Consider the following 25,958-nt stretch of genomic DNA (forward strand, 5'->3'; position numbering starts at 1 on the left):
ACGCGGACGTCGCCCAGTCGACGGCGGATGAACGCGAGCGAGTGGAACTGTGCTGGTGGACTGCTGTGCAACAACGGGGAGTTCCGTCTGCTACTGATCGCCGACAGCAGGGTAGAAATCCATATCTGACAGGCCTTGCGCCTTCATTACCCCCTTGAACTATCGCAGCCCGAAGCGGCCCGGCAAAACGTACTTTGTGCGGCCGGTTCGATTTAACTCCATCATTAGCGTTCACACGTGGCTGCCCGTAAGTTTTCTGAAAACGGCCGAGCGTTGCCGGGACACCTTTTGGAATGACTCGTGAGCTGGTTGCGCATCGATCGCTATGTTACTGGACAGCAGATTCAGTCCGCGACACAGCTCGATGAAACGACGGCACACGTTACGAAAGGCTGGCCAGTTGCCGCGACGAAAGTCGGCGATCGTCCTGAAGTCGAAAGCTAGACGCCCGGTCACCCACATCATCTCGACGTTGCGCTGGCACTCGCGCTCAAGACGCCGTCTGAAGGGTATCCGGTTCACATATCCGTAGATAAAGATCTTGAGCATCGCTCCCGAAGCGCCTTTGATCCGCACCGTCGACAGACGTTCTAATGTCAATTGATTGACGCACCACATCGCGGCAAACGCCCCTCACATTCGTGGCTGTTGGTAGGGAAGCGACTGGGTTGGTCCTACGCCTGACAGCGCCACTGCATCCCATACCGGACGGATCTGGGCAGCAAAGAAAAGTTCGACTGGCTTGCCCTGGACGGTGCCGCCCGATAGCGATAAGCCGGCAGACGAAGCAGCCGCACTCGTCGATCTGCCCACCACCGCTACGCGCGGCGCGTGGCAGATCCAATACCGCTGGCTCGAAACCGGCGCAGACCGACACACCGGCGACGCCCCGCTTGTTGTATTCCTGCGCGAAGGACTCGGCTCGATTGCAATGCGGCGCGATAGGCCGCAGACCTTATCGAAAGGCTCCGCATGCGCGGTCTGGTCTATTCACGCCTCGGCTAGGGATGCTCGACCCCGTGCCGACCCGGCGAGCACTCGCCAGCGGACTATCTGAACACACACGCGACGTTCTACCGGCGCTGCTTGACGCGCTCTGCGTTGACACGAGCTAACGCCGGAGCATGTGGGTGATCGGCCATAGCGACGGCGGCTCGATCTCGTTGCTATATGCCGCCGTATCCGGATGCATTGGCGGGCCCCGTGGCGATGGCGCCGCATGTGTTCGTCGAGCACATGGCGCTCGATGGCTTGCACAAACGCCAATTGCGAAGCCGCTGCTCGCGGGGCAAGGCCACGACGATCGCGACGGCACGATGGCGCGGAGCGATACGATTGCGCAGCAGGTGCCGCAAGCGCAGATGGCAAACCGGGATGCGTGCGGTCACTCGCCGCACTTCGATGCGCCGCATGCGTTGAACGACACAAGCACAGCATTCGTCGCGAGTCGCGTTGGTACGTGTCGGCGTGAGGCCGAGTTTCCAAGCCGCGCGCGAGACCCCCCGCCTAGAATCCCGCCTCGCGCTGCACGACCGCCACCAGCGCGCGAACCCAGCGCCCCGCGTAGCTCTCGCGCCCCGCCCCGAGCGTCGCCGTCCCGGTCAGCTCACGGCTCAGGGTCCGCTCGCCGTCGCATGCGCCGATCCGCACGCGCCAGATCGCCTGCAACGGCACCACCTGATGGGTCTTCGCGTCCTGTTCGGCCGGAATCGGCCCGCCGTACACACTTGCCACCGACGGCGCGTCGAGCGTACTGACGTTGACCTTGTCGATCGCCAGCACCTTGCATTGAACCGGCCGCATTTCCGCCAGCGACGCGACGAAAGTCGCGCGCTCGCCGGCCGCGACGCGCGACACGTCGTTCTCGTCCACGAAGACGTCGCCCTTGATGCCGGCCGGCCCGATCACGTCGAACAGATGCTCGCCGCGCGGCACCCACGTCCCGGCTGCGAGCGCGTCGCCGGGCACGTCGAGCGTACCGGCGAACGGCGCGCGAATCGTCAGCTGACCGATTTCCGCCTGCAGACCAGCCACCGTCTGCCGCGCTGCGTCCCAGCGCTTCCTCAGCGCGACGCCCTGCTCGCGCAGACGGTCGTCGAAGGCCTGCTGTTCGACCTGCCAGCGCAAAAGCGCCTCGTCGGCCTGCGCCGCCTTCAGCCGGTATCCGAGATCGGGTGACACCACCACGCCGAGCACTTCGCCGGCCTGCACCGGCTGACCGGCGTGGGCCGGCGGCGGCGCATCCGCCAGATAACCGGCTTCGACCGCATACAGGCCTTGCGCCTGCTGAGGCCCGAACACTGCGGGCGCGCTCACGCCCGCATGCCACGGCAGCACGATCAGCCCGAACAGCAACGCGCCGAGCAATGCGGTGCGCTTCGTCTCCTTGCGCCAGTGCAACTCGACGCGTCGCCGCCAGCTGACCGACGCCTCGCGCACCACCGGCCGCACGATGAACCAGCCGAATTCAACGCAGAACAGCGCGATCCCCAGCACCTTGAAAAACGCGTGATAGACGACCAGCGCGATTGAGAAAAACACCCCCAACCGGTACAGCCACGTCGCGAACGAAAAGCCGATCAGGAAGCGCCGCCGTTGCGGCGCGTACGGTTCGGGCTGTGGATCGCCGAAACCGATCAGCCATTCGCGCAGCCACCAGCGGCCGAGCGCGAAGGCGCGGTCGTGCAGGTTCGGCATGTCGAGCCAGTCGGACAGCAGGAAATAGCCATCGAAACGCATGAACGGGCTCGCGTTGATCGCAAGCGTGCCGATCCACGTGGTGGTTGCGAGCAGGAACGCGCCGGCTTTCAGCGGCCCGTCGGGCAGCAGGCTCCACGCGAGCGTCGCGAATGCGGCGAGCGCAATTTCGCTCAGCATGCCGGCCGCGCCGATCCGCAGACGGCGCGCGCGGCCCGGCACTTTCCACGCTTCGGTGGTGTCGGTGTACAGCACCGGCAGCATCACGAGAAACGCGACGCCCATGGTCGGCACGCGGCACCCGTAGCGCTGGGCGGTAAACGCATGCGCGAATTCGTGCAGCACCTTCGCGCAGCCGAGCGCGATCCCGACCGCGACGATCCCTTCCAGATCCGCGTAACCATGGAACGTATGCACGAATTCGTCCCAGTGACGCGACACGAGAAACAGCCCGGTCACCGCGCAACTCGCGACCACCGTCCAGAATGCCGGCAGATACGCGAACGACGCAAACCTCGCAGCGCGCCGCAGAAACGGCATCGGATGCCACAGCGGAATCCGGATCATCAGGTAATGCTTGAGCAGCCACATCGCATGACCGAGCCGCCCGGCGTCGGCATGCGCCTGCAGCCGCGCGGTGTCGGCGGCGCTGCGCGCGACCAGCAGGTTCTGCTGGCTCAGCATCCGGAGCAGCGCTTCCATATCGGCCAGCGTGACGTTCAGCGTGGTGTCGCGATTCACGCTTGCGACGATCGCTTCAGGGTCGTCGAGCGACCAGCGCGACAGCAGTTCGAACGCGGGCCAGCCGAGCTGGAAGAAGCGGTTTGAGGCCGGGTCGTGCAGCATCCACGTCGGCGCGCCTTCGGCCGACGCCGTGCCGGCCGTCAGCGTCAATTCCTGGCGAAGTTGCGGGAGTCGCGGCAGTCGGGACATTGTGCGTTACCAGCCGAGCCATTGACGCGCGAGCGTCAGCGGGCGGCGCAGCACGTAATACGCGAGCGGCACCCAGTTGCCGTGAATCCGGGCGCTGCCCATCGCACCGAGCTGGGGTTGCGCGTTCGCGGCGGCGTCGTTGAAGGTCGCTTTGACGCGATACGCGAGCACGCCGTCGGGCGTCGGCTCGGCGCGATAGGCGACGGTGTCGATGCGCGCTTCGTAGGTGGCAAGCGGCGAACTCTTCGGATACAGCGTGATGGTCTGGCCCGGCCGCACGTCGACATTGTCGGCCACCGGCACATACGCGGTCAGTTCCACATGCGCGGGATCGGCGAGCAGCAGGATCCGTTCGCCGACCGCGACCGCCTTGCCGGTCCATTCGTTCGGATCGGCGAACACGGCGACGCCGGGGCGCGCCGCGCTGACGCGCACGCGCGCCAGTTGCGCGGCGGTGTAGTCGAGTTGCACTTCGCTCTGGTCGAGCTTGCCTTTGCGCTCGGCCATGTCGAGCCGGTTGCGGTCGTCGGTAACGGCGAGTTGCGCGGTCTGCCGGTACTCTTCCTGCGCGGTGTCGAAATCTTTACGGGCGAGCGCATAGCGCGACTGCAACGTGGTCGGGTCGAGTCCGAGCAGCGGCGTGCCGCGCTGCACCGGCTGGTTCGGCTGCACGTACAGACGGTCGATCACACCGTCCAGCGGCGCGCGCACCACGAATGGATCTTTCGGTGTGACTTCGGCGGGCGCGAGCACGGTCAGGCGCATCGGAATCACGCACAGAATCGCGAGGCCGATCAGCACGCGGCGTTGTTGACGGCCCGGCCGCAGCACCGCGCGCGCGCGTTCGAGCCACGACGGCCGTGGCCCGAAGGCTTCGAATGCATGGGCCCAGACCTGGCCGAGTTCGGCGAGCAGCGCGAAGTCGGTCTGCGTCCACGCAATGTCGCGCGCGAACACGAGACCGCCGAGCGAGCCGCCCTGACGATCGAGCAACGGCAACCATAGCCCGTGCTCGGGCCACCACGCATCCCATTCATCGGCGATGGCCGGCGCGTCGGTTTTCAGGTCGGCGGCGGTGAACGCCTGCGGCTGGGTCACTGGCGGCACCTCGGCGCCGGCGGCGGTGCCGCGCGCCAGCGCACGGCACAGGCCGCCGAGCCATTGCACGTAAGGCGCGTTCGGGTCGCTCTGCGGCAGCCCCGACACGGCGGCGACGCTGCCGGGCGCGGTGCCGCGCCACCACGCGGACTGGCGGTACGGAATCAGCGACAGCGTTTCATTGACGATGGTGAAGCCGAGCGTCGCCTCGCTGGTGGCGCTGCGCGCGCGCGACGCGAGTTGCCACAGCAGCGCTAGCTGCTGCGCGTCGATACGCACGTTGGGCGACGCAGCGGATTCCTCCGGTGTAGGCGCGCCGGGCGCGGATTGCATACCACTCGTGCCGCTCATTGCTCTCACCGCGTCGCGAAGGTGGCCCAGCCGCTCATGCCGGGCAGCAGTTCGGGCACGCTGCCGGTGAGCGCGGCCGTCACGTCGACGGTCTGCGTGACCGGATCGACGCGCGCGCCGATTCGCGCGACTTTGGCCGGATAGGTCTTGCCGAGTTCATCCACCTGCACGCTCAGCGCGTGACCCGGCTTCAGCCAGACCAGCCACTTCGACGGCACGATCATTTTCAGTTCGAGATGGCTGGTGTCGACGATCGTGAGCAGCGGCTTGCCGGCTTCGGCAAACTGCTGCGGCGCGGCCGATCGTTTCGACACGCGGCCATCGAACGGCGCAGTGATCACGCATTTGCGCACCGTGGCCTGCATGTACGCGACTTCGGCGTTGCTGGCTTTCAGCTTCGCCGCGGCCTGCTGCACTTCGAGGTCGCCGACCGAATGCAGTTGGGCGAGGCGCTGGTCGACCTGCAGCAGATCGCTCGCGGCGCCCGCCTCGGCCTGCGCCTTGTGCAATTGCGCGGCGTACAGCGAGCAATCGAGCGACACGAGCGTCTGGCCGGCGCGGAACGAGTCGCCGTCGCGCAACGGCAGCGTGGCGATTTTCGCGGCGACTTCGCTCGACAGATCGACCTGATCGCGCGCCACCAGTTGAATACGGATCCGGCTGGCGTCGCCGGACAGATCGGTTTGCGACGCCTGCGCGCTCTGAGCTGCCGGCGCCTGAACGGGCGCCGGGCTCGCGGCCGGAGCCGGCGTCGCACTCCATGCCGGTTGCGCGCCGAATCCCGCCCACGCCAACGCGACCACCATCGTCAGCGCGGATGCGAGACCGCGCGCCGGCGTGACGGTTGCTACCGGTCCTGCACTACCACTGCACCCTGCCGACTGCGACAACGTCATTGCGTCTTGACTCCGTTGACTGCGTTCGAGCCGGCGCCGGCCGTATTGCCCGCACCGTCGCCGTTCGCGTGACCCAACGCGGCCCAGCGCTGCTGCTCGCCGTCGATCGACTGCTGCAGCGACGCCAGATCGTGACCGTTCACGCTGTCCGGCACCGGATCGAGACCCAGCGTCGCCAGCATCTGGCCGTACGCATTTTCGAGTTCGCCGTAGCTCTGATACAGCCGCAGCTCCGACATCATCGCACCGGTCGCGGCGCGGATTTCTTCGAGCTTACCCGAGGCATTTGCCTGCGTCGCGTTGTGCGTGTGTTCGAGAATCTGCTGGTCGACGTCGTTCATCTGTTTAAGCAGATCGAACTGGCGCTGCTTCGCGCTCAGATCGGTGCGCGCGACGTGCACCTGCGTGAGCACCGCCATGCTCAGCGCGAGACGCTGCGTCTTCGCAACTTCGAGTTGTGCGTTCGCCATGCCGCGAATGTTCTTCACGTTCAGCAGGTTCAGCAGGTTCCAGCTCACGCTGATCCCCGCCGCGCGCCAGGCGTTGTACACGAGGAAACTGTTGCTGTCGTAATGGGTGCCGAGGCTGAACTCGATCCCCGGCAGCATCTTCGCCATCGCCTTGTGGGTTTCGTTGACGCTGATCCGCTCGTTGTAACTTGCTTCGACCAGTTCCGGACGACGTTCGAGCGCGGTCTCTTCCATCTGCTCCATCGGCATATCGAAACTCGGCGCCGCGAAGTCTTTCGGCGGTGCCAGCGTGTAGTCCTTGCCCGGCTCCAGATTCATCAGCGACGCGAGACGCGGCTTGGCTTCTTCCAGCTGATCGCGAATCTCTTCGAGCTGGCGCATCAGATCGAGCAGCGCGTGCTGGTAGTTCAGCGTATCGAGCGGCGAGCGCAGGTTTTCGTGCTGCGCCTGACGGGAATCGTTCAGCGCGGTGCGCGCCTGATCCAGCAACGGCCCGATCCGGTCACGCAAACGCTGCGCGCCGGTGGCTTGCCAGTACGCTTCGCGCACCTGCTGCATCATCAGCTGCACGACCTTGCGGCGGCGCTGCTCGAGCACCAGCACATGATCGGCCTGCTCTTTCGCTTCGTAGTAGCTGACGCCGAAATCGAGCAGGTTCCACGAGAACGACAGATCCGCGGTGCGGTCGTTCTTGTCGGTCGAATACGACGGCGCCAACGACTGCTCGTTGGTGAACACGTTGGTCGACGACGACGCCAGTTCGTGATTGCGCGTCGTGTAGCCGGCCTGCGCGGTCAGTTTCGGCAGCAGGTCGAAGTTCGACAGGTCGAGCTGCTTCTGCGCGAGCGCTTCTTCCATCATCTTCAGCCGATGATCGAGGTTGTAGCGGATCGCGCGCGCCATCGCTTCGTCGAGCGTGATCGGACCGGTCACCGGCTGCTGCTGCGCGAACATCGAAGTACGGTCGGTCTGCGCCGTCTGGGTGCGTTCGGCGTCTGTAAACGGCGTGGGTTTGATCGCGCAACCCGACAGCCAGATCACGGCAAGCGACAGCGCCAGCAGCGCGGGACGCGGTGTACGTACCGCTACGGTGGAGGAGTTCACTTCGGCGTCTCTCTTTCGCAAAATTATCGAAGGTAAAGGGGTGAATCGGCGTGAGGTCATACAGGACTCCGCTCGACCGGCACGGCGAGCGGCACGCCGGTGAGCGCGGCGACGGGAGACATCGCCGGCGCGAGCGTGGGCCGGGCAACGTGCAATGCGGCGTGCGCGCGGGCGAACTGTTCGGCCAGCGACGGTTTGGCGAGCGGCGCTTCGGGTGCGTCGCGCAACGCGGCGTGCGGTGCGGTCGATGCATCCGGCGCCTTGATTGCGCCCGCTGGCGGCGTACGCGTCACGCCATGCGCCGGCGCGCGCCCGGCATGGCTCTCGCGGCCGCCGAACTCGACCGTCACATCGCGGCGCGTCTGGTGGCCGGCTGCATCGCGCGTAATTATCGCGATCTGCAGCGCGCGCTGGTCGGCCGGCACCTTGCCGCTCAACGTGCCGCGCACCGGATCAAAATGCAGCCAGCCCGGCAGCGGACGGCCGTCAGCGAGACGCAGTTCGACATGCGTGTCGGCGCCTGCCGGCAGACCGTCGGCGCCGAGCGTGACCGGCAGCGAAATCACGAACGACCCGTTCGGCGCGCTGCGGACCTGCACCGCCTGACGTGGCTGATCGAGCGAAATCCGGCTCACGTCCGGCGTCGGAACCGGCTGCAGCGCTTCGACCGAGGTCTGGCTCAGCGAGCCGTGCCAATGCGTGCCGGCGCCCGTGCCGGAGCCGTTGCTTGCGCCGAGCTCGCCGAAGTCGCCGGTCGAGAAAGTCGAGGTGTGCGGCACAGGAATCGCGCCGAGAGCCGGCGCGTCGGCGAACGCGTCCAGCACGATCAGCGGATTCGAAATGCTGTCGCCGAGATCCAGCGGGAACGTCGTGATTGTGTCCGAAGCGAACCCGATCGGCGACGTGGTGGCCGGGCCGGTCACAGCGTTACCGCCGATGAACAGCGAATGCGGCGGCAGCGTGGTCAGGTTCGCAGGATGCGGCTGGCCGGAAACGCCAACGACCGGCGGCGGCGTAACAGCGGCGGCGACGTTCACGGAGCGGGTCGCGGTCGCACTCTTGTCCCCGATCATGAGCGTGATGCCGATAGTGCGGCTGCTGCCGACGGTCTCGACCGCGGTGTCCGCATACGTGACGGCGGCCAGCGCGGCCTGCCACTGCGATAGCGTCGCGTTGCCGCCGGCCGAGTGCAGCGTCAGCACGCCGGTGCTCGCGTCGTAGCTTGCGCCGATGTCGCCGGTCGCCGCGTTGCCGGTAAACGCCAGCACGTCCTTGCCCGGCGCGAAGCCGGCGCCTATCGACACCTGCGCGGAACTGGGATGCGCGCCGCTGTCGACGTCCCCGATCGTCAGGCCGCTGTCGACCGGGACCGGCGTCGCGCCCGCGCCGCTGGCAGTGAAGGTCGCTGTGTCGCCGCCGCCTGTGACGAGCGTCGGCGTCTGCGTGGTCGCCGTCAGGTCGATCACCCGCGTCGCCGTCACGCTGTTTTTGGTACCGTCGTTAACGCTGAAGCTGATCGTCCGGGTGGCGCCGGCCGGCGCCACTGCGGTATCGACGTAAGTGATCGAATCGAGCGCCGCCTGCCATTGCGCGACCGTGGCATACCCGGACGACGTTAACGTCATCACACCGGTCGACGCGTCGTACGTGCCGACGATATCCCCGGACGCGGCCGACGGGTTGAAGGCCAGCACGTCTTCGCCGGGATGGAAGCCGCCGCTGACCGACACCGCGCCGGACACCAGCGTGGCGCTGTCGATGTCGGTGACGCTCAGACCGCTGTCGATCGTGATCGGCGCCGACGCCGCGTTGTCGCCGGATACGAAGCCCGCTTCGCCCGACGACGACGTAACCACCGGCGACTGTTCGGTTGCCGTCAGGTCGATCGCTTTGGTGCCGATCGCGCTGTCGTTCGTGCCGTCGTTGACGCTGAAGCTGATCGTGCGCTGCGTGGTGTCGGGCGTGATTGCCGTGTCGGTATACGTGATCGCGCGCAGCGCGGCCTGCCATTGCGCGAGCGTCGCCGAATTGCCCGACGAGGTTAGCGTCATCACACCGCTCGTTGCGTCGTACGATCCGGTGATGTTGCCGAACGTCGCGGTGTCGTTATGACTGTCGAACGCCAGCTGATCTTCGCCTGCGTGGAAGCCGGCAGTGATCGCTACCGTGGCCGATGCGAGCGTGGTGTTATCAGCGTCCGCCACGGTAATCCCGCCGTCGACCACCACCGTCGTCGTTACGTTGTCGCCCTCGACGTACGTCGCATCGCCACCCGACGTCGCCACGACCGGGCTCTGGTCGACCGCGCCCACGGTGATGTCGCGGGTCAAAGCGGTACTGATCTGCGTGCCGTCGGTGATCGAGAGGCTGACCGTACGCGTCGCCGTATTCGGCGTCGTGGCGGTATCGGTGTACATCACGGCGCGCAGCGCGGCGTCCCATTGCCCGTCGGTCGCGGTGCCGCTGGCAGAAAACAGCGTCAACGTGCCGGTCAGCGCGTTGTAGTTACCGCTGATGTCGCCCATCGTCAGGCCGTCGTTGGTGAACAGCAGCACGTCCTCGCCGGAATGGAGGTTCGTGGTGATCGACACCGTCGCCTGGAGAAGCGTATTGCCCAGCGGGTCGGACACGCTGATACCGCCGTCCACCGTGACCGGCGTGCCGGGGACGTTGTCGCCGGCGACAAACGCGGCGTCACCGGTGCTGGTGGTCGACACCTGCGGCGCGGAACTGACCACGTCGATTTCGTACGACAGCGTGTTGCTGCTCTTCACACCGTCCGAGGTCACGACCGACAGCGTACGCGCGCCGAGCGGCACACCCGCAGCAGCCGAAAACTGTACGTTGTCGACGATCGCCTGCCAGTTCGCCAGGGTCATCGAACCGGTGCGGGTAACCGTCAGGATGCCCGCCGTCGAGTCGTACGTGATGTTGAAGTTGCTGCTCATCGTCGCCGCGTTGAAGTTCAGGCTCAACTGGTCGCCGCTCTGGAAACCGGCCGCGAACTGGACCGTCAACGACGCCATGGTCGTGCTGTCCGTATCGCTCAGCGTGATGCCGGCGTCGACGGTGTGCGCGGCGCTGCCCGGCAGATAGGTCGAATTGCCGCCGCCCGCGGCGCCCAGCACCGGGCTCTGGTCGGTGCCCGTGACCGATACGGCCCTGGTGCTGGCGAGGCTGTCCATCCTGCCGTCGTTGACGGTGAAACTGATCGTGCGCAGCGCCGTGTCCGGCGTGATCGCCGTGTCCGTGTACGTCACCGTGCGCAGCGCGGCCTGCCATTGCGCGAGCGTCGCGTTGCCGGTCAGCGTCAGCCTGCCGGTGGTCGCATCGAACGACGCGCTGATGTTGCCGAACGTGCCTGGATCGGTGTTGTTGAAGGCCAGCACATCCTCGCCGGGCAGGTAGTTGCCGCTGATGGCTACCACCGCGGACGTCAGCGTCGTGTTGTCGAGATCGCTCACCGTCACACCGGCGTCGACCACCACCGGCGGCGACGTGGCGTTGTCGCTTTCGACGAACGGGGTCGTGCCGCCCGACGTGCCGACCAACGGCCTCTGATCGGTATCGGTCACCGTCACGGTGCGGCTCGCGACAGGGCTGCTGTTGCTGCCGTCGGTAACGGTGAACGAGATCGTGCGGGTCGCGTTGTCCGGTGTGACCGCGGTGTCGTCGTACTGGATCGAGCGCAACGCGGCCTGCCATTGCGCGAGGCTGGCATGCGACGCCGAGGTCAGCGTCAGGACGCCGGTCGACGCGTCGTACGAGCCGGTGATGTCGCCCATGGTCGCCGGATTGGACACGAACAGCAGCACGTCCTCGCCCGCGTGGAAGTTGCCGCTGATATTCACCGTGGCCGACGCGAGCGTCGTGCTGCTGCTGTCGGCCAGCGTGATCGTGCTGTCGAGCGCGACCGGCGTGGACGCCGTGTTGTCGCCCGCGACGAACGACGCGGAACCGGGGTCGACCGTCACGACCGGCACGCCGGTCACGCTCACCGTACGCGACGCTGGCGCGCTGTCGGTCGTGCCGTCGTTCACCACGTACGAAATCGTGCGCGCACCGGCCGTCGCATCCACCCCGCTGGAAAACCTGACATTGTCGAGTTCGGTCATCCATTGCGACACGCTGACGCTGCCGATCGCGGTCAAGGTCAGCTGGCCGGTGCCCGGATTGTACGAACTGGTCACGACGCCGTCGCTGGCGAGCGACAGCACGTCTCCGGTATGGAAGCCGGTGCCAATCGACACCGTAGCCGACGCAAGTGTCGTGTTGTCGAGGTCGCTGATCGTGATGCCGGTGTCGATCGTGGCCGGGGCGGAGCCCGCCGTGTACGCGCTATTGCTGCCCGACAGCGCGAGGACCGGCGTCTGGTCGGTGGCCTGCACGGTGACGTTGCGGGTCGCGGTCGGGCTGCTGTTGGCGCCGTCGTTCACGGTGAATGCGATCGTGCGGCTCGTGCCGCTCGGCGTGACCGCGAGGTTGTCGTACTGGATCGACCTCAACGCGGCCTGCCATTGCGCGAGCGTCGCGTGCGACGCCGAGGTCAGCGTCAGGATGCCGCTCGACGCGTCGTACGAGCCGACGATGTCGCCGGTCGACCCGCTGGCCGTATAGATCAGCAGGTCTTCGCCCGCGTGCAAGTTGCCGGTGATCTGCACCGTGGCGGAGACGAGCGTCGTACTGCTGCCGTCGGCCACCGTGAGCCCGCTGTCGACCGACACCGGTGTCGACGCCGTGTTGTCGCCCGCGATGAACGCGGCCGAGCCGGAATCGGTCGTCACGAGCGGCGCGACGACCACGTTGACGGTGCGCGTCGCCGTGTTGCTGGTTGCCCCGCCGACGTCCTTCACCGAGTACGAGAGCGTGCGCGCGCCGGCCGTCGCATTGATGCTGCTTGAGAACTGGACCTTGTCGAGTTCGGTCATCCATTGCGCGTCGCTGACGCTGCCGGTCGCGGTCAGCGTCAGCGTGGCGGCGCCGCTGTCATAGACGCCGGTCGCAAAGCCGTCGTTGACGAACGTCAGCGTGTCGCCGGTCTGCAAACCGCCGGTGATCTTGATCGTCGCCGACTGCAGCGGGCTGGAATCGCGGTCGGTCACCGTGACGCCGTTGTCGACGGTGGTCGCCGGCGCGCCCGCCACATAGGTGACGCTGCCGCTGGACAGCGTGAGGACCGGTGACTGGTCGGTATCCTGCACGGTCACCGTGCGATTCACCGACGTGCTGCTGCTGATACCGTCGTTGACGACGAACGAGATCGTACGGTTGGCATTGTTCGGCGTGATCGCCGAGTCCGTGTAGGTAATCGAGCGCAGCGCGGCCTGCCATTGAGCGAGCGTCGCGGTACCGCCGGCCGAGTTCAGCGAGAGGATGCCGGTCGTCGCGTTATAGCTGCCGGAAATATTGCCCATCGCCGACGGGTTGTTCGTGAACGACAGGCTGTCTTCGGCTGACACGACATTGTCAATCGTCACGGTGGCCGAGTTCAATGTGCCCTTCTGCGAGTCGCTCACGGTCAGGCCCGGATCGACCAGCACCGGCGTCGATGCGGTGTTGTCACCGGCCACGAACGCCGACGACCCTGAATCCGTGGTCACGACCGGCAACACTGTCACGTTGACGGTTTTGATTGCCGCCGCGCTGGTTTTCGTGCCGTCGGAAGTCTGGAAGGTGATGGTGCGCGAGCCAGCCGTTGTGCCCGCGCCGGCTGAGAACGTGACGGCTTCGAGCGCGTTCTGATATTGCGCGTCGGTGCCCGTGCCGGTCAGCGTCAGGACACCGCCGCTATACGACGCTTCACGGATATTGCCGTAAAGTGCCGAACTCGTATTGGCGAAGCTCAGCGTATCGCCGGTGGCGGCGTTGCTGATTTTCACCGTCGCGCCGGTCTGGCTCGTGGAGTCGCTGTCCGTGAGGGTCACGCCCGTGTCGATAGCCCTGGCGGCGGCGCCAGCGGTGTACGCGGTCGCGCCACCGGTGGTGGTGACGATCGGGGTCTGGTCGACGTCGACGATCGCGATACTGCTCGTTGCGGTGGCGGTCGCCCCGGCACTGTCGGTGATCGAAAAGTTGATTGTGCGGCTGGTGGTGTCCGGCGTGGTCTGCGTGTTGGTAAAGGTGATCGATTCGAGCACGGCCTGCCACTGCGCAATCGTCGCACTGCCGGTCAGCGTCAGCACTCCATTGCTGTAGACCCCTGAGATACCGGAGACGGGCGTGTACAGGAGTTCGTCGCCGGTCTTGAAGTTGGCGATGGAGATGGTGGCGGACTGGGCGGTGGTGGTGCTGGTGTCGGCGAATGCGATGCTGCTGTTCACCACGACCGGCGTTGAGGCCGTGTTGTCGCCGGAGGTGAAAATGGTGGTGGGGGACGATACGGTGAGCGTCGGTCCCGTCGGTACGGAAAGGGTGTAAGCCAGATTGTCGAGCGACGTCGTCAGATTACCGGAGTCGTTCAGGTCGACAAACGTCACTGAGGTGACGTTCCTGAAATTTGCATTGGACGAGAGGTCGACTGTCCCGGTAAAAAACCCTTCGGTCGCAGTCGCAATCTGAACACGCGTGGAGGGGTCGCCGTTTGCTTCGATATACAGGTCGCCGTTAACCGAATCCAGGTCGAAGCTGCTAAGAGTAAATTTTTGACCGCTCGCCATCGTGATGGACATCGTGGTCATCGCGCTGCCGTCGTAGTTGATCTGCAGCACGCCGTCCGTCGACGAGTCGGTAATGTTGGTCGGCCCGAACGGCGCATTCGAATCGTTGAAGGCGCCGGAATTGACCGCCTGGTCCATCGTGTACGTAACACCATCGAGCGTGAAGCTGCTGGCGTTATTCGCGACAAAATTACTGTTGGCAGCCTGGTCGTAGTTCTCGACCGTGACGCCGAGCAACGCATTGAATTGCTGCTCCGCCGCCGCGGATTCGATCACCGCCGTATGCACAGTGCCGACCTGGTATTCGAGCGTCCAGTTGCCGCCAAGCGCGGTCGCGCCGGTCGCATCGGTCGATGCCGCGACGTTCAGGTGCGTCAGCGCCGCGACCTGCTGGACCAGCAACTGGCCGTCCGCGTTTTGCGCGACGTCGCAACCGTAGATAAGAAAATCGCCCCCCGGCTTCATGGCCGCGCCGATCTGCGTGAGTTCGGCGCTGTACGCGGACAGGTCACTCGAATTGAGCCAGGTGGAACCCGCCTGAATTTCGCCGTTCGCACCATGCGAGATCAACTGGATCGAGTCGACGCCCTTGTGCGTTTGAAGGTAGCCCGCAATCTGCGCAAAACCATCGGTGGTCCCGTTCAGCACCACGTATTCCGTGCCGGCCGGCAATCCGGCAATCAGCACCTGATAATTCGGCACGCTGGGGTCGATGAAAACGACCGTATGCGGCGCTGCTTCGGTCGTCGCCGCGGCGCCTGACTGAGTGGCTTTCTGCGTGTCTGTGTTCGGTCTCGCGGCGTCGGTGTTCGGCGCGGCGCTGCTTTGTGCTGCTGTGTCGTTGACTGGCTTGACGGGGCGCACGTGGTGCGGCACATCGTGCTCGGCAATCGTCTTCGGCGCCGCATGCATAGTCGCGTTGGTCGCCACGGCGGCGCCTGCGTGCGTGTCGGCTTCAGCGCCGTGCCCATGCGGATGCGCGGTGATCGCGCTCACCGATGCGTCATAGACGACCCGCGGTTCGAGCGCCATCAGCAACGGCGCCGGCGTGACGGCGATCCGTGTGGATCGGCCGCGCGTGTCGGCGCGGGTGTCGCCGGCATCGCGCATGCCGTCGAAACGTTTGAGAAGTTGCTGGATGATCTTCATGACGCGTGCTCCACCGGGCTGCTGTTGCGCCCTGCTGTTGACCGACTGCTGCTTCGCGATGCTAAGTGCTGCGGGTTTCGTTGTTATTGCCGGGTTGGGAAAATGCCCTGCAGCGCGATGCAGAAGTTCAAACCGAGGTACGGATTGCGCAACGGCACCGGCAAGCCACTGCCGGCCAGACCGATTGGAACTGTCGTCTGCGGGAACGGCACGCTCGCGTTGAATGGCGCCATCGTAGTGGTCGGCGTGCCGGTGTTGTACACCGGAATCGGGTGGCCCGAGTACACGCCCTGCCCGAAAATCGCCGTGGGAGAAGGCGCATCCACGCTATTGGTCGTTGCCGCAGTGCCTGGAATTGCAACCGACGCGGTTAGCGTCATCGGCGGAATCACGGACGGGTGCGTATGCGTCGGCAACTGCGCCGAGGTCATCGTGAACTGTTCCACCCCGGAAGTCTGGCCGGTCACGATCGCCGTCAGCCCCGCGCCCTGGCCGGTGCCCACCGGCGAACGGCTGGCCAGATTCGGCAGGCCGAACGTCGTGCTGCCGTTGCCGCCGTACAGAGTGCCCAGCAGCGTGAACAAAGCCTGATTCTGCTGTATCGGCAGAATCTGTCCCTGACACAGCGCCCATCCATACGGCGCAAAGTCGAAAGCCACCATACGGATCTCGCCCATATACGGATCGCTCATTTACTTCTCCTGAAGGGACAGTAGTTATGTGGGAAACACAGTTCGCGACTGGACACCATCCTCATGCCGGGCCTTGATCCGGAATACCGGACGAAGCGGCCTGCTGGGAATCCTGAATTTTTGCGCGATGGATCACGACACACATCGTGCCGGCGCCCTGCGCCGTGGGACGTGTCGGCGTGGCGAACAGGTCCCATGCCACGCCGTCGGCGCGGCTCACGCGGTAGTTGTCCTGCGGAAGGCGCACGCCGGGCGGCATTTCGAAATGCGCGGAATAGCAGAGGAACCCATCGTCCATCGCGATGCCCTCGGGCGCGGCGATGAGCCGGACTTCGACGGCGCCGGCCTGCTCGCCCGCGAACGTAAATGTGCGGCCGATTGCATCGGTCAACTCGGCATGACTCGGTATTGCTGACACCCCGCTCCCCGGCAGTAAGCCCAAAGCACCGCATTGCGCCGACGCGACCCACGTCATGCCGGCAAGCCGCTGCGTTCGATTTCCCCGATGCTCCGGTTAACGGCTCGAACCGCACCGGACTGAACTGTTTTTTATCTGTCGGCGAAAATTTCCCGCCTGGTCTCTTCTATAAACTTTTTAATGCTGTGCTGACCCGCTTACTACCTGTCGACGGAAACGTCTACGTCATAAGCCCGTCAATCTGGCCGACGCACCGTCGAACGGCGCCGCCTCGCGATGCCACTGCTCGTAAATTCCGTTTTCACCCATCTTCCGGAAACCGAGCCGCTTATAAAGCGACTTCACCGGATTTACTGCTTCCACATAGAGTGTGGCCGGCAAACCACGCGACGCAGCCCGCGCGATCAACGCGTTCATGATCCGCGTGCCGATCTTCGCGCCGCGTTGTGCAGGCATTAGTGCAATGTCGATAATGCGCAATTCAACTTCGCCCCAGTGGTGATAAAGGCGCCCAACCGGTTCACCGCCATTTATCACCACATCGAAACGGGCGCCTGGATAATGGCGCCTGTAATAAGTGTCCTGCAGTTCGAATTGCTCGGCGAGTAGCGTATCGATTTGCGCCACGCCCATGCCGGAGCTGACAAACTCGTCGAAACGCGTGCTGACGAATACCTTACGTAGGAACGTGCGATCCGCAGGCGTCGCGGCGCGCAGAAACAATGCTTCATGCATGTCATCGAGTACGCTTGGGTCGTCTGCCGGAAAGGCGGCTTCGCGGGATACGGTCGATGTAATGCCCATGAAAGCTTGGCGGGAGTAATTGGATAAATATGCGACGGGATCGTAACGGGTTGTGTTTAGCCACGCAATAAATAAATTTAAAGACCGCGAGGAGGGATAACCCGGATTGCATCAGGCCCACTCCGCGAAGCGTACCGACGCGAGTCGGACGCGATAAAAAAGCGTCTAGGCGGACAAAAATAACTGCCGCGAACCCGCCATTAAAAACAGGATTGATGGCAATCTGTTGCCGCCGTGTACGCTACCGATGCGAATTCCAGCATCGTAAGCAGCGCCGCGACGGAGATAATCGTTTCGCATACCGTCCAGGTCTTGAAGGTTTGCGGCACTCATGCCGCAGTACGTTGTCTCGCTTGATAACAGTTTCTATCTCGAGAATCGATTTGCCAGAATTACCTTGAATCTCCCTCAAGTGGACGGCGCGACCTACTCTGCCGCGACCGGCAAATTACTGCAGTTGTGGCGCTGCGTGATTGCGTGCCAGACGCGTTGGAGTCTTCTTTTGAGTTGCGACACCAGGCCCAGGTTAGCTGGGCGCCAGTTTCTTCTGATGGGGCTGTCTATTTGTCTCACAGTTGCCGTAGTCGGCTTAATACGTATCGCCGAGCGGCGTTCCCCGGCCAACAGCCCTGCTTTCTTTACCCGACATGGCTCAAGCATAGCTGTCGCCGGATACGAGCTCGGACGACCCCTCGCATTACCAGAGTGCCCGACGACGGGGGAAACCGGAATGACAAGGACCTACGCGTATGCGATTTCTGCTCGCTGTTTCGAGCACGCGACGCAGACCGATATTGGCAAGCCGTTATCAAAGAAGGAAGCGGTTCTGGTTGAACAACTCGATATCGCAAAGCAGTACGGGGCAGCCAACTGGGCACGTCCTATATGCATCGGGGTGGTCGACGGTAATGTCGAGGCGTTGGAGGTGAGCATTAACGCAAAATCAGTTCGACAACAAACGGCGGTGTCAAAATACAAGTGCAACAGCTTCAGTCAGGATGCGTTGCATGGGAAAAATATACGAACATCTGAGTGACGAAGAGCGCGGCGCGATCTTTGTGATGAAGATGGAGAAACGCAAATCAAGCGAGATTACGCTCGCTTCGCAGCGCTCGCGTCGCACGATCAGTTGGGAGTTGAGGCGCAATAACTGGAGGCCGAAGCATGAGCGCGGTGCGCTGGGGAGGCCTCCGGTTGCGGGTGGATACAATGCAACATCGGCCGGACGCAGGGCAACACAGCTTCACCATAAACCACGTCGTGGGCGCAAGCTCCAGCCTGAAGGAGCCCTGTGGCCTGAAGTGCGTCGGCATCTGGATGAGTGCCACTTTCCTGAACAGATTTCTGCCGAGCTTAAACGTAGCCATCCAGCCGAACCCGCCTTGAACGCCTCACATGAAACCATTTACAACGCCATCTACGCCATGCCACGCGGCGAACTCAAGCGCGAGCTCGTGGGCCTGTTAAGACAGGGGCGTAGCACGCGCAAGCCGCGCACGCGAGGCAAGGACCGGCGCGGCAAACTGGGTCGATATGGCCAGCATTCACATCCGGCCGCCAGAGGCCAATGAGCGGCTGCCAGCCAGACATTGGGAGGGCGATCTGATCAAGGGGGCGGGCAACCGTTCAGCAGTGGGCACACTGATCGATTGCAGCACGCTGTTCGTGATGCTGGTGAAGATGGAAGATAGCACTGCTGAGGCTGCGCCGAAGGATTACAGCGCGGCGTTTGCACCGCTGGATCCGGAACTGCTGAAGACGCTGACCTACGATCAGGGCAAGGAAATGGCGCTACACGGGAAGCTGGCCGAGACAACCGGTATCAAGGGTCCGACTCAATCTTCAACTGCTCTCTGACCCGCTTGAGTTCGCGCATCTGCTAGCGCACACGGGCGATTTTCCCGTAGATGTCGACGGTCTTCACGTCGAAGCCTGTTGGACTAGTCGGGTCTGCCGTTTCAATTACGTCGAGCTATCGCTGCAGGCTTTCCTCAGTCACTCGGTTCGAGGTTGAGGGTGTTCGACGTCAGGTTGATTCCGCTCGTAGTACTCGCTTTCAGGTCGAGACCTTCGGGGAATCAGCCACTGACGCACAATGCGAGTCGACGGCGCAGCGTACAGTCGCGCGATGGATACGCTCAGGCAGGCAGAAAGCAGCAGATAGCCGACGAGAACCGCCAGTTTCTCGTCGCCCGTCACGCTGAGCGGCGAGAAAATCGTCCGCAGCAGGCCGAGCACGATGAGGTGAAACAGGTAGAGTTCATAGCTGAGTCTGCCGAACCCTTCCAGCACTGCGGCTGCGAATGTGCTTCGTCGTGTTGGTGCGTCCGGGCGATCATTCGCAGCGAGCAGCAAAACTGCAGTGCCGAAGGCCATTGCCGTGACACCAAACACGTTGCTTTCGCGGATCGGCCAGAACAGATAGACAAACGTCATGGCCACCGCCGTCGGCCACTTTGACACGCTCCACGTGCGCCCACGCCACGAGGCGCGCCTCGCGAGCAGCGCCGCGCAACATCCGGTGGCGATTGCGTCGAAGCAGGCGAAATACGCGTAAAGATAACCACCCTCGTCGCCTTGATGCAGTAACCGGTAAATCGGGCCGACGACAATGCACACGAGCCAGAAAGCAACGAGCCGCGCCTCCCGGCGAAACGCGAGGCAAAGCAACGGGAACGAGAGGTAAAACACTTCCTCGACCGAAAGCGACCACAACACGCCGAGGGCATAGTTGGTCCATCCGCGCGTGCCGATGAGCAAGTTCATCCAGAATGTCAACGACGCCAGATTCACGAGCCAAAACGAGGCGGGCACGCCCTCCGGTGAATGATTCTGGAAGATAGCTATGCCGGAGATCGCCAGCGCGTTGACAACGAGCAGCAACAGCAACAGGCACGGGATAATGCGCGCGATACGCAAGCCGTAGAACACTCTGACATCGATATGGCAGAGTTTGGGCCAGCGACGAGTTGCGTTTGCGGTGATCAGATAGCCCGAGATTACGAAAAACATCGTGACCCCGTAGTTGCCGTTTCTCACAACTGCCCGAACAGCCTCCCATCCAAATACGCGCGACAGAACCGTGTCGTTCAGCCGATAGGCGATATTGAAGTGGTGAAACAGCACAAGCAGGATCGAGATGCCACGAAGGAAATCGATCTTCCGATTCCGCGTGCCGGCGTCGGTCATGCCGCGCCCGTGGCCCACTGCACAAACGCCATGCCCGCTTCGCGCAAAACGGCCTCCCGCTCGTCCATGCTGACGCCCGGCGCATCGTAGTAGACCGCAACGATCAGTGGCGCGCGCCCGGGCGGGCGCACGAGCGCGTAGTCGTTGGTCTCGCTCTCGACGCTGGTACCGGGCCGGTCGGCCGCCTGCCAGCCGGAGGGCAACACCGCGCGAATCCGGTTAAGCCCCGGCTTGCAGTCGATCATTCCGCGTTCCAGTTGCGCGCGAGAACTGGCGCTCAGGGCATCGCCGAGCAGAAGGTGTCGCGCCGTGATGGTCATGGCCTTCGGCGTCGTGGTGTCGAGCACACCGCGATAGCGGTTCGACTCGGGCTCATATCGGTCCGAGCGCGTGACCGGATCGCCTAGTCCCCGAACGAACCGGGTCAACGCCGCGGGGCCACCGGCGCTGCGCATCAGCAAAATTGCGGCTGTGTTGTCGCTCTCCACCAGCGTCGCCTGGCAAAGCGCGTCGATCGACAACGCACCGCGCGCGACGTTGGCCTTGGTCACGGGCGACGTGAAAATAAGGTCCTTTTCCGTGTAGTGAACGCGTCGATCGAGTTGCTCTTCGCCGCTATCCACGCGTGCCAGTATCTGCGCCACGAGCAAGCCCTTGAACGTGCTGCACATCAGAAAGCGTTCCTCGGCGCGGTGGCTCAGTGTGCGGCCCGAACCGGTATCGATTGCAAACACACCGAGGCGGCCGCCATTACGACGTTCGATGTCGGATAACCGTAAATCGGCTGCCCGCGATGCGGGCGCCACGCCCATACCGACGAGCAGCGGTAATGCAATCAACAGCTTTCGACGCGTGATCGAGTGAGTCAAGGGTAGGTCCAATTAGTCAGAGTGCGGAAACGCCGTGAGCGGGACGAACGTCAAGCCAGCTTGTGGGCCAGCAGAAGGCGACGGATGTTGATCGCGTCGCGCGCAGGGAACGCAGCCGGCCCGGCGTCCAGAAACACCATCGTGACGCTGTCCTGAACCGAGCGCAGCCGCATGATCAGGCAACGTCCGGCGGCGTCGGTAAAACCGGTTTTCGACAAGGCGATGTCCCAGCCCTTCTGCCCGACGAGCGGATTCGTGTTCTGGTACTCGACGAGCTTGTCGTCTATTGGGACGATGCTACGGGTGTCAGTCGTGGCGCGCGCGATCGCCGGATAGCGGGCCGCCGCGTTCACCATGACCGAGACATCGCTTGCTGTCGACGTGTTGAGCGGCGAGAGGCCGGTAGGCTCTTTGATTGTCGTGTGCTTCAGCCCGAGCGTGGCGATCTTGGCACGCATCGCGGCCTGGAACGCCGGGAAGCCGCCTGGATAGTCATGCGCCAGCGCATATGCCGCGCTGTTATTCGACGACATCAAAGCGAGTTGCAGCGCTGCACGGACGGGCAGGCGCGCGCCGGCGGGCAACCCCGTGCGCCCGGACCGCAATGCTTCCGCGTCGCTGGCGTCGATGCGAATGGTCCGGTTCATGTCGGGCCGGGCATCGAGTACGACCATGGCCGTCATCAACTTCGTCAACGATGCGATCGGCACTATATCGTCTGGTCGCTTCTGGAACAGGATCTGCCCGGAGTTGTCGTCGATCACCACGACATGGTTCGAGGCGAGCAACCCGACAGGAGCGATGCCAGCCTCGTCTTGCGACACAGGCGCCTGCCATAGCGTCTGCGCCGTCACGCACAACGTGACGAAGCCGACCGTGATAGCCGCGTACGCGACCCAACGCGGCGAGGACGGGACCGGGTGGCAGAGGCGCTTGATGCGGTCCAGCAAGTGGCCACCGCGTGCCGATTGCGCGACTGGCGAGTATCCGGCACTCGTCGATTGAAGAGCGTCGAGCTGCTCAAGCGCAAGCGCCAAACGTCGCGGGTCGCAAATAAGCGTCCCAGCGATTTGATCAGCAACGCATTCACGCTCAATTCGAATTTGTTGCGACAGCCACCACACGGCCGGATGAAAAAAGAGCAGCGCCTCGATCACGCTTTGCAGCAGGTTGACCAGAAAGTCGGCGCGCTTGATATGCGCGATTTCGTGCGCAAGCAGCGCTTCGAGCAGATCGGGTGGCATGCGCGCCAGCAACGCAACCGGAACGAGCACCAGCGGTCGCCACCAGCCGATCGTCAGCGGGCTTGCGAGATGCGTTGCCACGCACAGCATTACCGGACGCGACAGCCCGCAACGCGCGGCCAGCGCCGAGACGTAGACCTGCCATAGGGCGTGCGGCCAATCGGGAAGCGCGGGGTCGATCCGACGAACCCACAGCAAGCCGGCGGCCAGACGGCAGGACATGGCGGCGACACCGATCAGCCATGCCGCAACCAGCCAAGGCAGGACGTGACCAATCCTAAACGCTCCGCGTGTGTGTTCCGTTGGCACGATCAGAGGATCGGTCGCGTGGAACCAGCCAGATGGCCGCAACGCGGCTTCGATACCCCGGTACACGTCGAGCACTGGTATCGCCAGACACAAAAGAAGCGAAAGGCAGAGCAATACATAGCGAGCTTGCGGGCTGGCGTCTCGCATTAGCCGCAATGAGACGGCCGTTGCCAAGCCGATCAAGGCGCCCTTCCAGGCAAAGTGAATGAGCGCCCACCCTAATACCTGAACAAACGTCCAGGCAAACGGGCTCATCGCTCATCTCCATGGAGAAACTTCCGAATTTCTTCTCGTTCCTCCTGACTAACGTGCTTGCGCAAAGCGGCCATGACGAGTGCCTTGCCCGAACCCGAGAACGCCTTGTGAATCAGTTCCTTCAGCAGACTGGTTTGCAGCAGGTTCTGGCTTTGCGCAGGCGCATAAATGTGAGAACGCTCGCTTTCGTCGCGCGTAAGCAGCCCCTTCGCGTGCATGACCTGCATCTGGCGCAATACGCGGGCGTAGGTAACATCCGCACGTTCCTCATGCATGGCTTGATGGACCCGCTTGACGGTGGCGGGGCTAATCGGCCATAGAACCCGCAGGAGTTCGAGTTCGGCCGCGGTCGGCCTGGTCGCGAGTGTAGCTTTGGTCATGACGGCATCTTCACGCAAAGACGGGATGACATAGAGTAATTTGTCTAGACTTAATTGTCTATATTGGCGTGTTCATTCACCGCGTCGACCGTCCGTTGTCAGTTCACTCGAGCCCGTCTAGAGTTGGATGGGCGGTGTGCGGCCATGCCTTCCAACCCCACATCGTTCCGCAGGAATTGCGCGCCGGTTGCGTGCCGCTCAAACCGTGACCAAACGGATCGGACTCTCACAGCGGGTGAGCCCTTGACGCCGGCGTCGGCGTCGGCAGACCTGAATTTCACCCGGATAATATTGACAATATTTTTACCCGGGTATAAATTGTCGCTCATCCCAGATTCGAGATTCAAGCGGTGTCACACGAGCCTCTCTCTCTATACACATCCTTCGACGGTCATCGACGTATTGCGTCGGGGACATTGGAAACGGTCGCCCTGGCGGTTAAGCAGGCGGTCGAAAGCGGAGCCTTGGGCCCCGTTCTGATTTTCGATGACACAACCGGACGCCCAATAGACATTGATACGAGAGGGTCGGTCCAAGAGACGTTGGCACGTCTCGCCACGCACCCGGCTAAGGCTCTCGATCGTGCCGGGACGGCGCAACCTGGCTGTATACCTGGAACAGGTACCAATTCGACTGAAGCTGACGAGCCTGCAAACCAACCCCGCGGGCGTGGCCGTCCCAAGCTAGGCGTGGTAGCTCGCGAAGTGACCCTGCTGCCACGGCACTGGGAATGGCTGACAGCACAACCGGGCGGTGCATCCGTAGTTCTGCGAAAGCTCGTCGATGAAGCGAGACGAACGCATGGTGAGAAAGACAGGCGTCGTAGAGCGCTGGAATGTGCCTACCATTTCATGTCTGCGATGGGCGGAGACATGTCCGGTTTTGAAGAGGCGACGCGCGTGCTTTTTGCGAATGATCAGTCGCGCTTTCGTGAGCTTGTTGCTACGTGGCCCGAGGACGTGCGCGATCACGCCATCACGCTCGCTTTCGGCCCAACCGCGATGGCCCTCGAACACAACGATAAGAAGACGCCGACTAAAAAATGACCACAATCAACTTGAATTCCGGTGCAACAGCGGCCGTCCTTCATGAAGTCGACTTAGCCGATCTTCCCGTTATTGGAGCGATTCCGCAAGATCTCAACGGTGTACTTGTACGCAACGGGCCCAACCCCTTGCGTGGGCATTTCAAGGGAAACGATGTGTCGGACTGGTGGCCCGAAGATGCGATGCTGCATGGCATCTCGCTGAAGCAAGGCCGCGCGACGAACTACAGAAACCGCTGGGTTCGCACGAAGCGATGGGCAGACGTTTACGATTTCGATGCCTCACCGACACTGCTCAATACAAATCCGAACGTGAATGTGCTTTATCACGCGGGTGAAATATTGGCGTTGGCTGAAGGCGGCCCCCCGCTCGCTATTACGACTGAGCTCGAGACACTCGGCGCGGCCCGTTGTCACCCGGGACTGGCAAACGGCATGACGGCCCATCCGAAAGTTGACCCTCAGACGGGCGAACTAATAAGCTTTCGCGCCGATTGGAAGAAGCCGTTTTTGCGCTATACCGTGACGGACAAGAAAGGCATGCCAAGCGTTGACATCGACATCGAGATGTCGTCGGCCTCAATGATGCACGACATGGCAATCACCGCCACCCGCAGTATCTTTCTAGATCTTAATGTCGGATATGACCTTTCGATGCTATCCCGTGGCCATCGGATGCCACTGCGCTGGCGCGACGACCATAAGGCGAAGCTGGGGATCATTCCTCGCAATGGCGGCGACGTGCGTTGGTTTGAAATCACGCCGTGCTTTATCCAGCACGTGGTAAATGCATACGACGCAGACGAGGCTACAGTTGTTCTGGACGCGGTTCGATATCCACGGTATTTTCGTCTCGAGGAGGATGGCTTGAGGTTCGAGGCCGCCCCACTGGGAGTTCTGTGGCGTTACGTCATCGACCTCGACAGTGGAGCGGTGCTTGAAAAGCAATTGGCGGATATTTGTATCGAGCTGCCTCGTATCAACGAAGGACGGACCGGCCGTCCTTATCGATTTCTCTATGCCGCGGAGCAACCGACAAACACCGAAATTCGCGGTGTCGTCCGCTATGAGCTCGAGTCCGGTTCAATACAGCGATATAGAGTCCCCGAGGGTGATTCAAACAGTGAACCAGTATTCGTAGCGCGTCCTACGTCCTCGGTCGAAGACGATGGTTGGCTGCTCGTCTGTGTCTATCGTCATGCAACCGACACCAGTGATCTAGTAATTCTCGACGGCAAGAATATAGAAAGCACACCTATCGCGACAGTACCGCTGCCTGGACGAATTCCTGCTGGATTTCATGGGGCATGGTTGCCAAAAGACTGCTAAGTCGGCGCGACGGCGTCACTTCTACGACGTATGCTAAGCAGCAGCAAGCGAATTCTTGAATGGAGGCTCA

General features: G+C 63.1%; 17 protein-coding genes and 1 pseudogene. 5 read left to right on the forward strand and 13 right to left on the reverse strand.

Annotated features, from left to right (window positions below; translation table 11 throughout):
* Positions 1–315: 315 nt before the first annotated feature.
* The 9 genes and pseudogenes from FQ746_RS32340 to FQ746_RS32385 all read right to left on the reverse strand — a co-directional run.
* A pseudogene (locus FQ746_RS32340) lies at positions 316–549 on the reverse strand (transposase); the annotation flags it as partial.
* 957 nt (positions 550–1,506) lie between these two features.
* Positions 1,507–3,621: an HlyD family efflux transporter periplasmic adaptor subunit gene (locus FQ746_RS32350; RefSeq protein WP_144114031.1), complete on the reverse strand. Its 2,115-nt coding sequence runs from the start codon at positions 3,619–3,621 to the stop codon at positions 1,507–1,509.
* 15 nt (positions 3,622–3,636) lie between these two features.
* On the reverse strand, positions 3,637–5,079 hold the full coding sequence (locus FQ746_RS32355) for an efflux RND transporter periplasmic adaptor subunit (RefSeq protein ID WP_409932456.1): 1,443 nt from the start codon (positions 5,077–5,079) through the stop codon (positions 3,637–3,639).
* A gap of 5 nt (positions 5,080–5,084) precedes the next feature.
* Positions 5,085–5,885: an efflux RND transporter periplasmic adaptor subunit gene (locus tag FQ746_RS32360; RefSeq protein ID WP_144114033.1), complete on the reverse strand. Its 801-nt coding sequence runs from the start codon at positions 5,883–5,885 to the stop codon at positions 5,085–5,087.
* Positions 5,886–5,971: 86 nt separating this feature from the next.
* Positions 5,972–7,399, reverse strand: a complete 1,428-nt coding sequence (locus FQ746_RS32365; RefSeq protein ID WP_409932460.1) for a TolC family protein — start codon at positions 7,397–7,399, stop codon at positions 5,972–5,974.
* 206 nt (positions 7,400–7,605) lie between these two features.
* Positions 7,606–15,354, reverse strand: coding sequence for a DUF4347 domain-containing protein (locus FQ746_RS32370; RefSeq protein WP_144113871.1), 7,749 nt, complete (start codon positions 15,352–15,354; stop codon positions 7,606–7,608).
* An 83-nt stretch (positions 15,355–15,437) separates the two neighbouring features.
* Positions 15,438–16,046, reverse strand: coding sequence for a phage tail protein (locus FQ746_RS32375; protein WP_144113872.1), 609 nt, complete (start codon positions 16,044–16,046; stop codon positions 15,438–15,440).
* Between the two features lie 61 nt (positions 16,047–16,107).
* A complete protein-coding gene (locus FQ746_RS32380) occupies positions 16,108–16,464 on the reverse strand; it encodes a DUF6916 family protein (RefSeq protein WP_144113873.1) in 357 nt (118 codons plus the stop codon).
* Between the two features lie 225 nt (positions 16,465–16,689).
* Positions 16,690–17,199, reverse strand: coding sequence for a GNAT family N-acetyltransferase (locus FQ746_RS32385; RefSeq protein WP_186310889.1), 510 nt, complete (start codon positions 17,197–17,199; stop codon positions 16,690–16,692).
* Positions 17,200–17,599: 400 nt separating this feature from the next.
* Between FQ746_RS32385 and FQ746_RS32390 the strand changes: the two genes are divergently transcribed.
* From FQ746_RS32390 to FQ746_RS32400, 3 genes are read left to right on the forward strand one after another with little or no spacing between them, the layout of a single operon-like run.
* Complete coding sequence (locus FQ746_RS32390; protein WP_144113875.1) at positions 17,600–18,304, forward strand: hypothetical protein; 705 nt, start codon at positions 17,600–17,602, stop codon at positions 18,302–18,304.
* The gene (locus FQ746_RS32395) at positions 18,276–18,839 is read left to right on the forward strand and encodes a hypothetical protein (RefSeq protein ID WP_144113876.1); all 564 of its coding nucleotides are present in this window, start codon (positions 18,276–18,278) and stop codon (positions 18,837–18,839) included. Before FQ746_RS32390 ends, FQ746_RS32395 begins: the two co-directional genes overlap by 29 nt.
* On the forward strand, positions 18,802–19,125 hold the full coding sequence (locus FQ746_RS32400) for an IS30 family transposase (protein WP_144113877.1): 324 nt from the start codon (positions 18,802–18,804) through the stop codon (positions 19,123–19,125). The genes FQ746_RS32395 and FQ746_RS32400 overlap by 38 nt, the downstream gene beginning before the upstream one ends.
* Positions 19,126–19,263: 138 nt before the next feature.
* Here the strand turns inward: FQ746_RS32400 and FQ746_RS32405 are convergent, their stop codons facing one another.
* Genes FQ746_RS32405 through FQ746_RS32420 form a run of 4 tightly spaced genes read right to left on the reverse strand, consistent with a single transcriptional unit; the run spans position 19,264 to position 23,514 of the window.
* Positions 19,264–20,457, reverse strand: a complete 1,194-nt coding sequence (locus FQ746_RS32405) for an acyltransferase family protein (RefSeq protein ID WP_144113878.1) — start codon at positions 20,455–20,457, stop codon at positions 19,264–19,266.
* The gene (gene bla, locus FQ746_RS32410) at positions 20,454–21,326 is read right to left on the reverse strand and encodes a class A beta-lactamase (protein WP_260854245.1); all 873 of its coding nucleotides are present in this window, start codon (positions 21,324–21,326) and stop codon (positions 20,454–20,456) included. Before bla ends, FQ746_RS32405 begins: the two co-directional genes overlap by 4 nt.
* A gap of 50 nt (positions 21,327–21,376) precedes the next feature.
* Positions 21,377–23,134: a M56 family metallopeptidase gene (locus FQ746_RS32415; protein WP_144113879.1), complete on the reverse strand. Its 1,758-nt coding sequence runs from the start codon at positions 23,132–23,134 to the stop codon at positions 21,377–21,379.
* On the reverse strand, positions 23,131–23,514 hold the full coding sequence (locus FQ746_RS32420) for a BlaI/MecI/CopY family transcriptional regulator (RefSeq protein ID WP_144113880.1): 384 nt from the start codon (positions 23,512–23,514) through the stop codon (positions 23,131–23,133). The genes FQ746_RS32415 and FQ746_RS32420 overlap by 4 nt, the downstream gene beginning before the upstream one ends.
* Before the next feature lie 350 nt (positions 23,515–23,864).
* On the opposite strand from FQ746_RS32420, the gene FQ746_RS32425 reads away from it, so the two are divergent.
* Both FQ746_RS32425 and FQ746_RS32430 read left to right on the forward strand, forming a co-directional pair.
* Entirely contained in the window at positions 23,865–24,560 is a 696-nt protein-coding gene (locus FQ746_RS32425) for a DUF2239 family protein (protein ID WP_144113881.1), read from the forward strand.
* Positions 24,557–25,888 carry a carotenoid oxygenase family protein gene (locus tag FQ746_RS32430; RefSeq protein ID WP_144113882.1) on the forward strand — a complete coding sequence of 444 codons (1,332 nt, stop codon included), beginning with the start codon at positions 24,557–24,559 and terminating at the stop codon, positions 25,886–25,888. The genes FQ746_RS32425 and FQ746_RS32430 overlap by 4 nt, the downstream gene beginning before the upstream one ends.
* Positions 25,889–25,958 lie beyond the last annotated feature (70 nt).

It is taken from the genome of Paraburkholderia sp. BCC1886, assembly GCF_900996245.1.
Classification (GTDB): domain Bacteria; phylum Pseudomonadota; class Gammaproteobacteria; order Burkholderiales; family Burkholderiaceae; genus Paraburkholderia.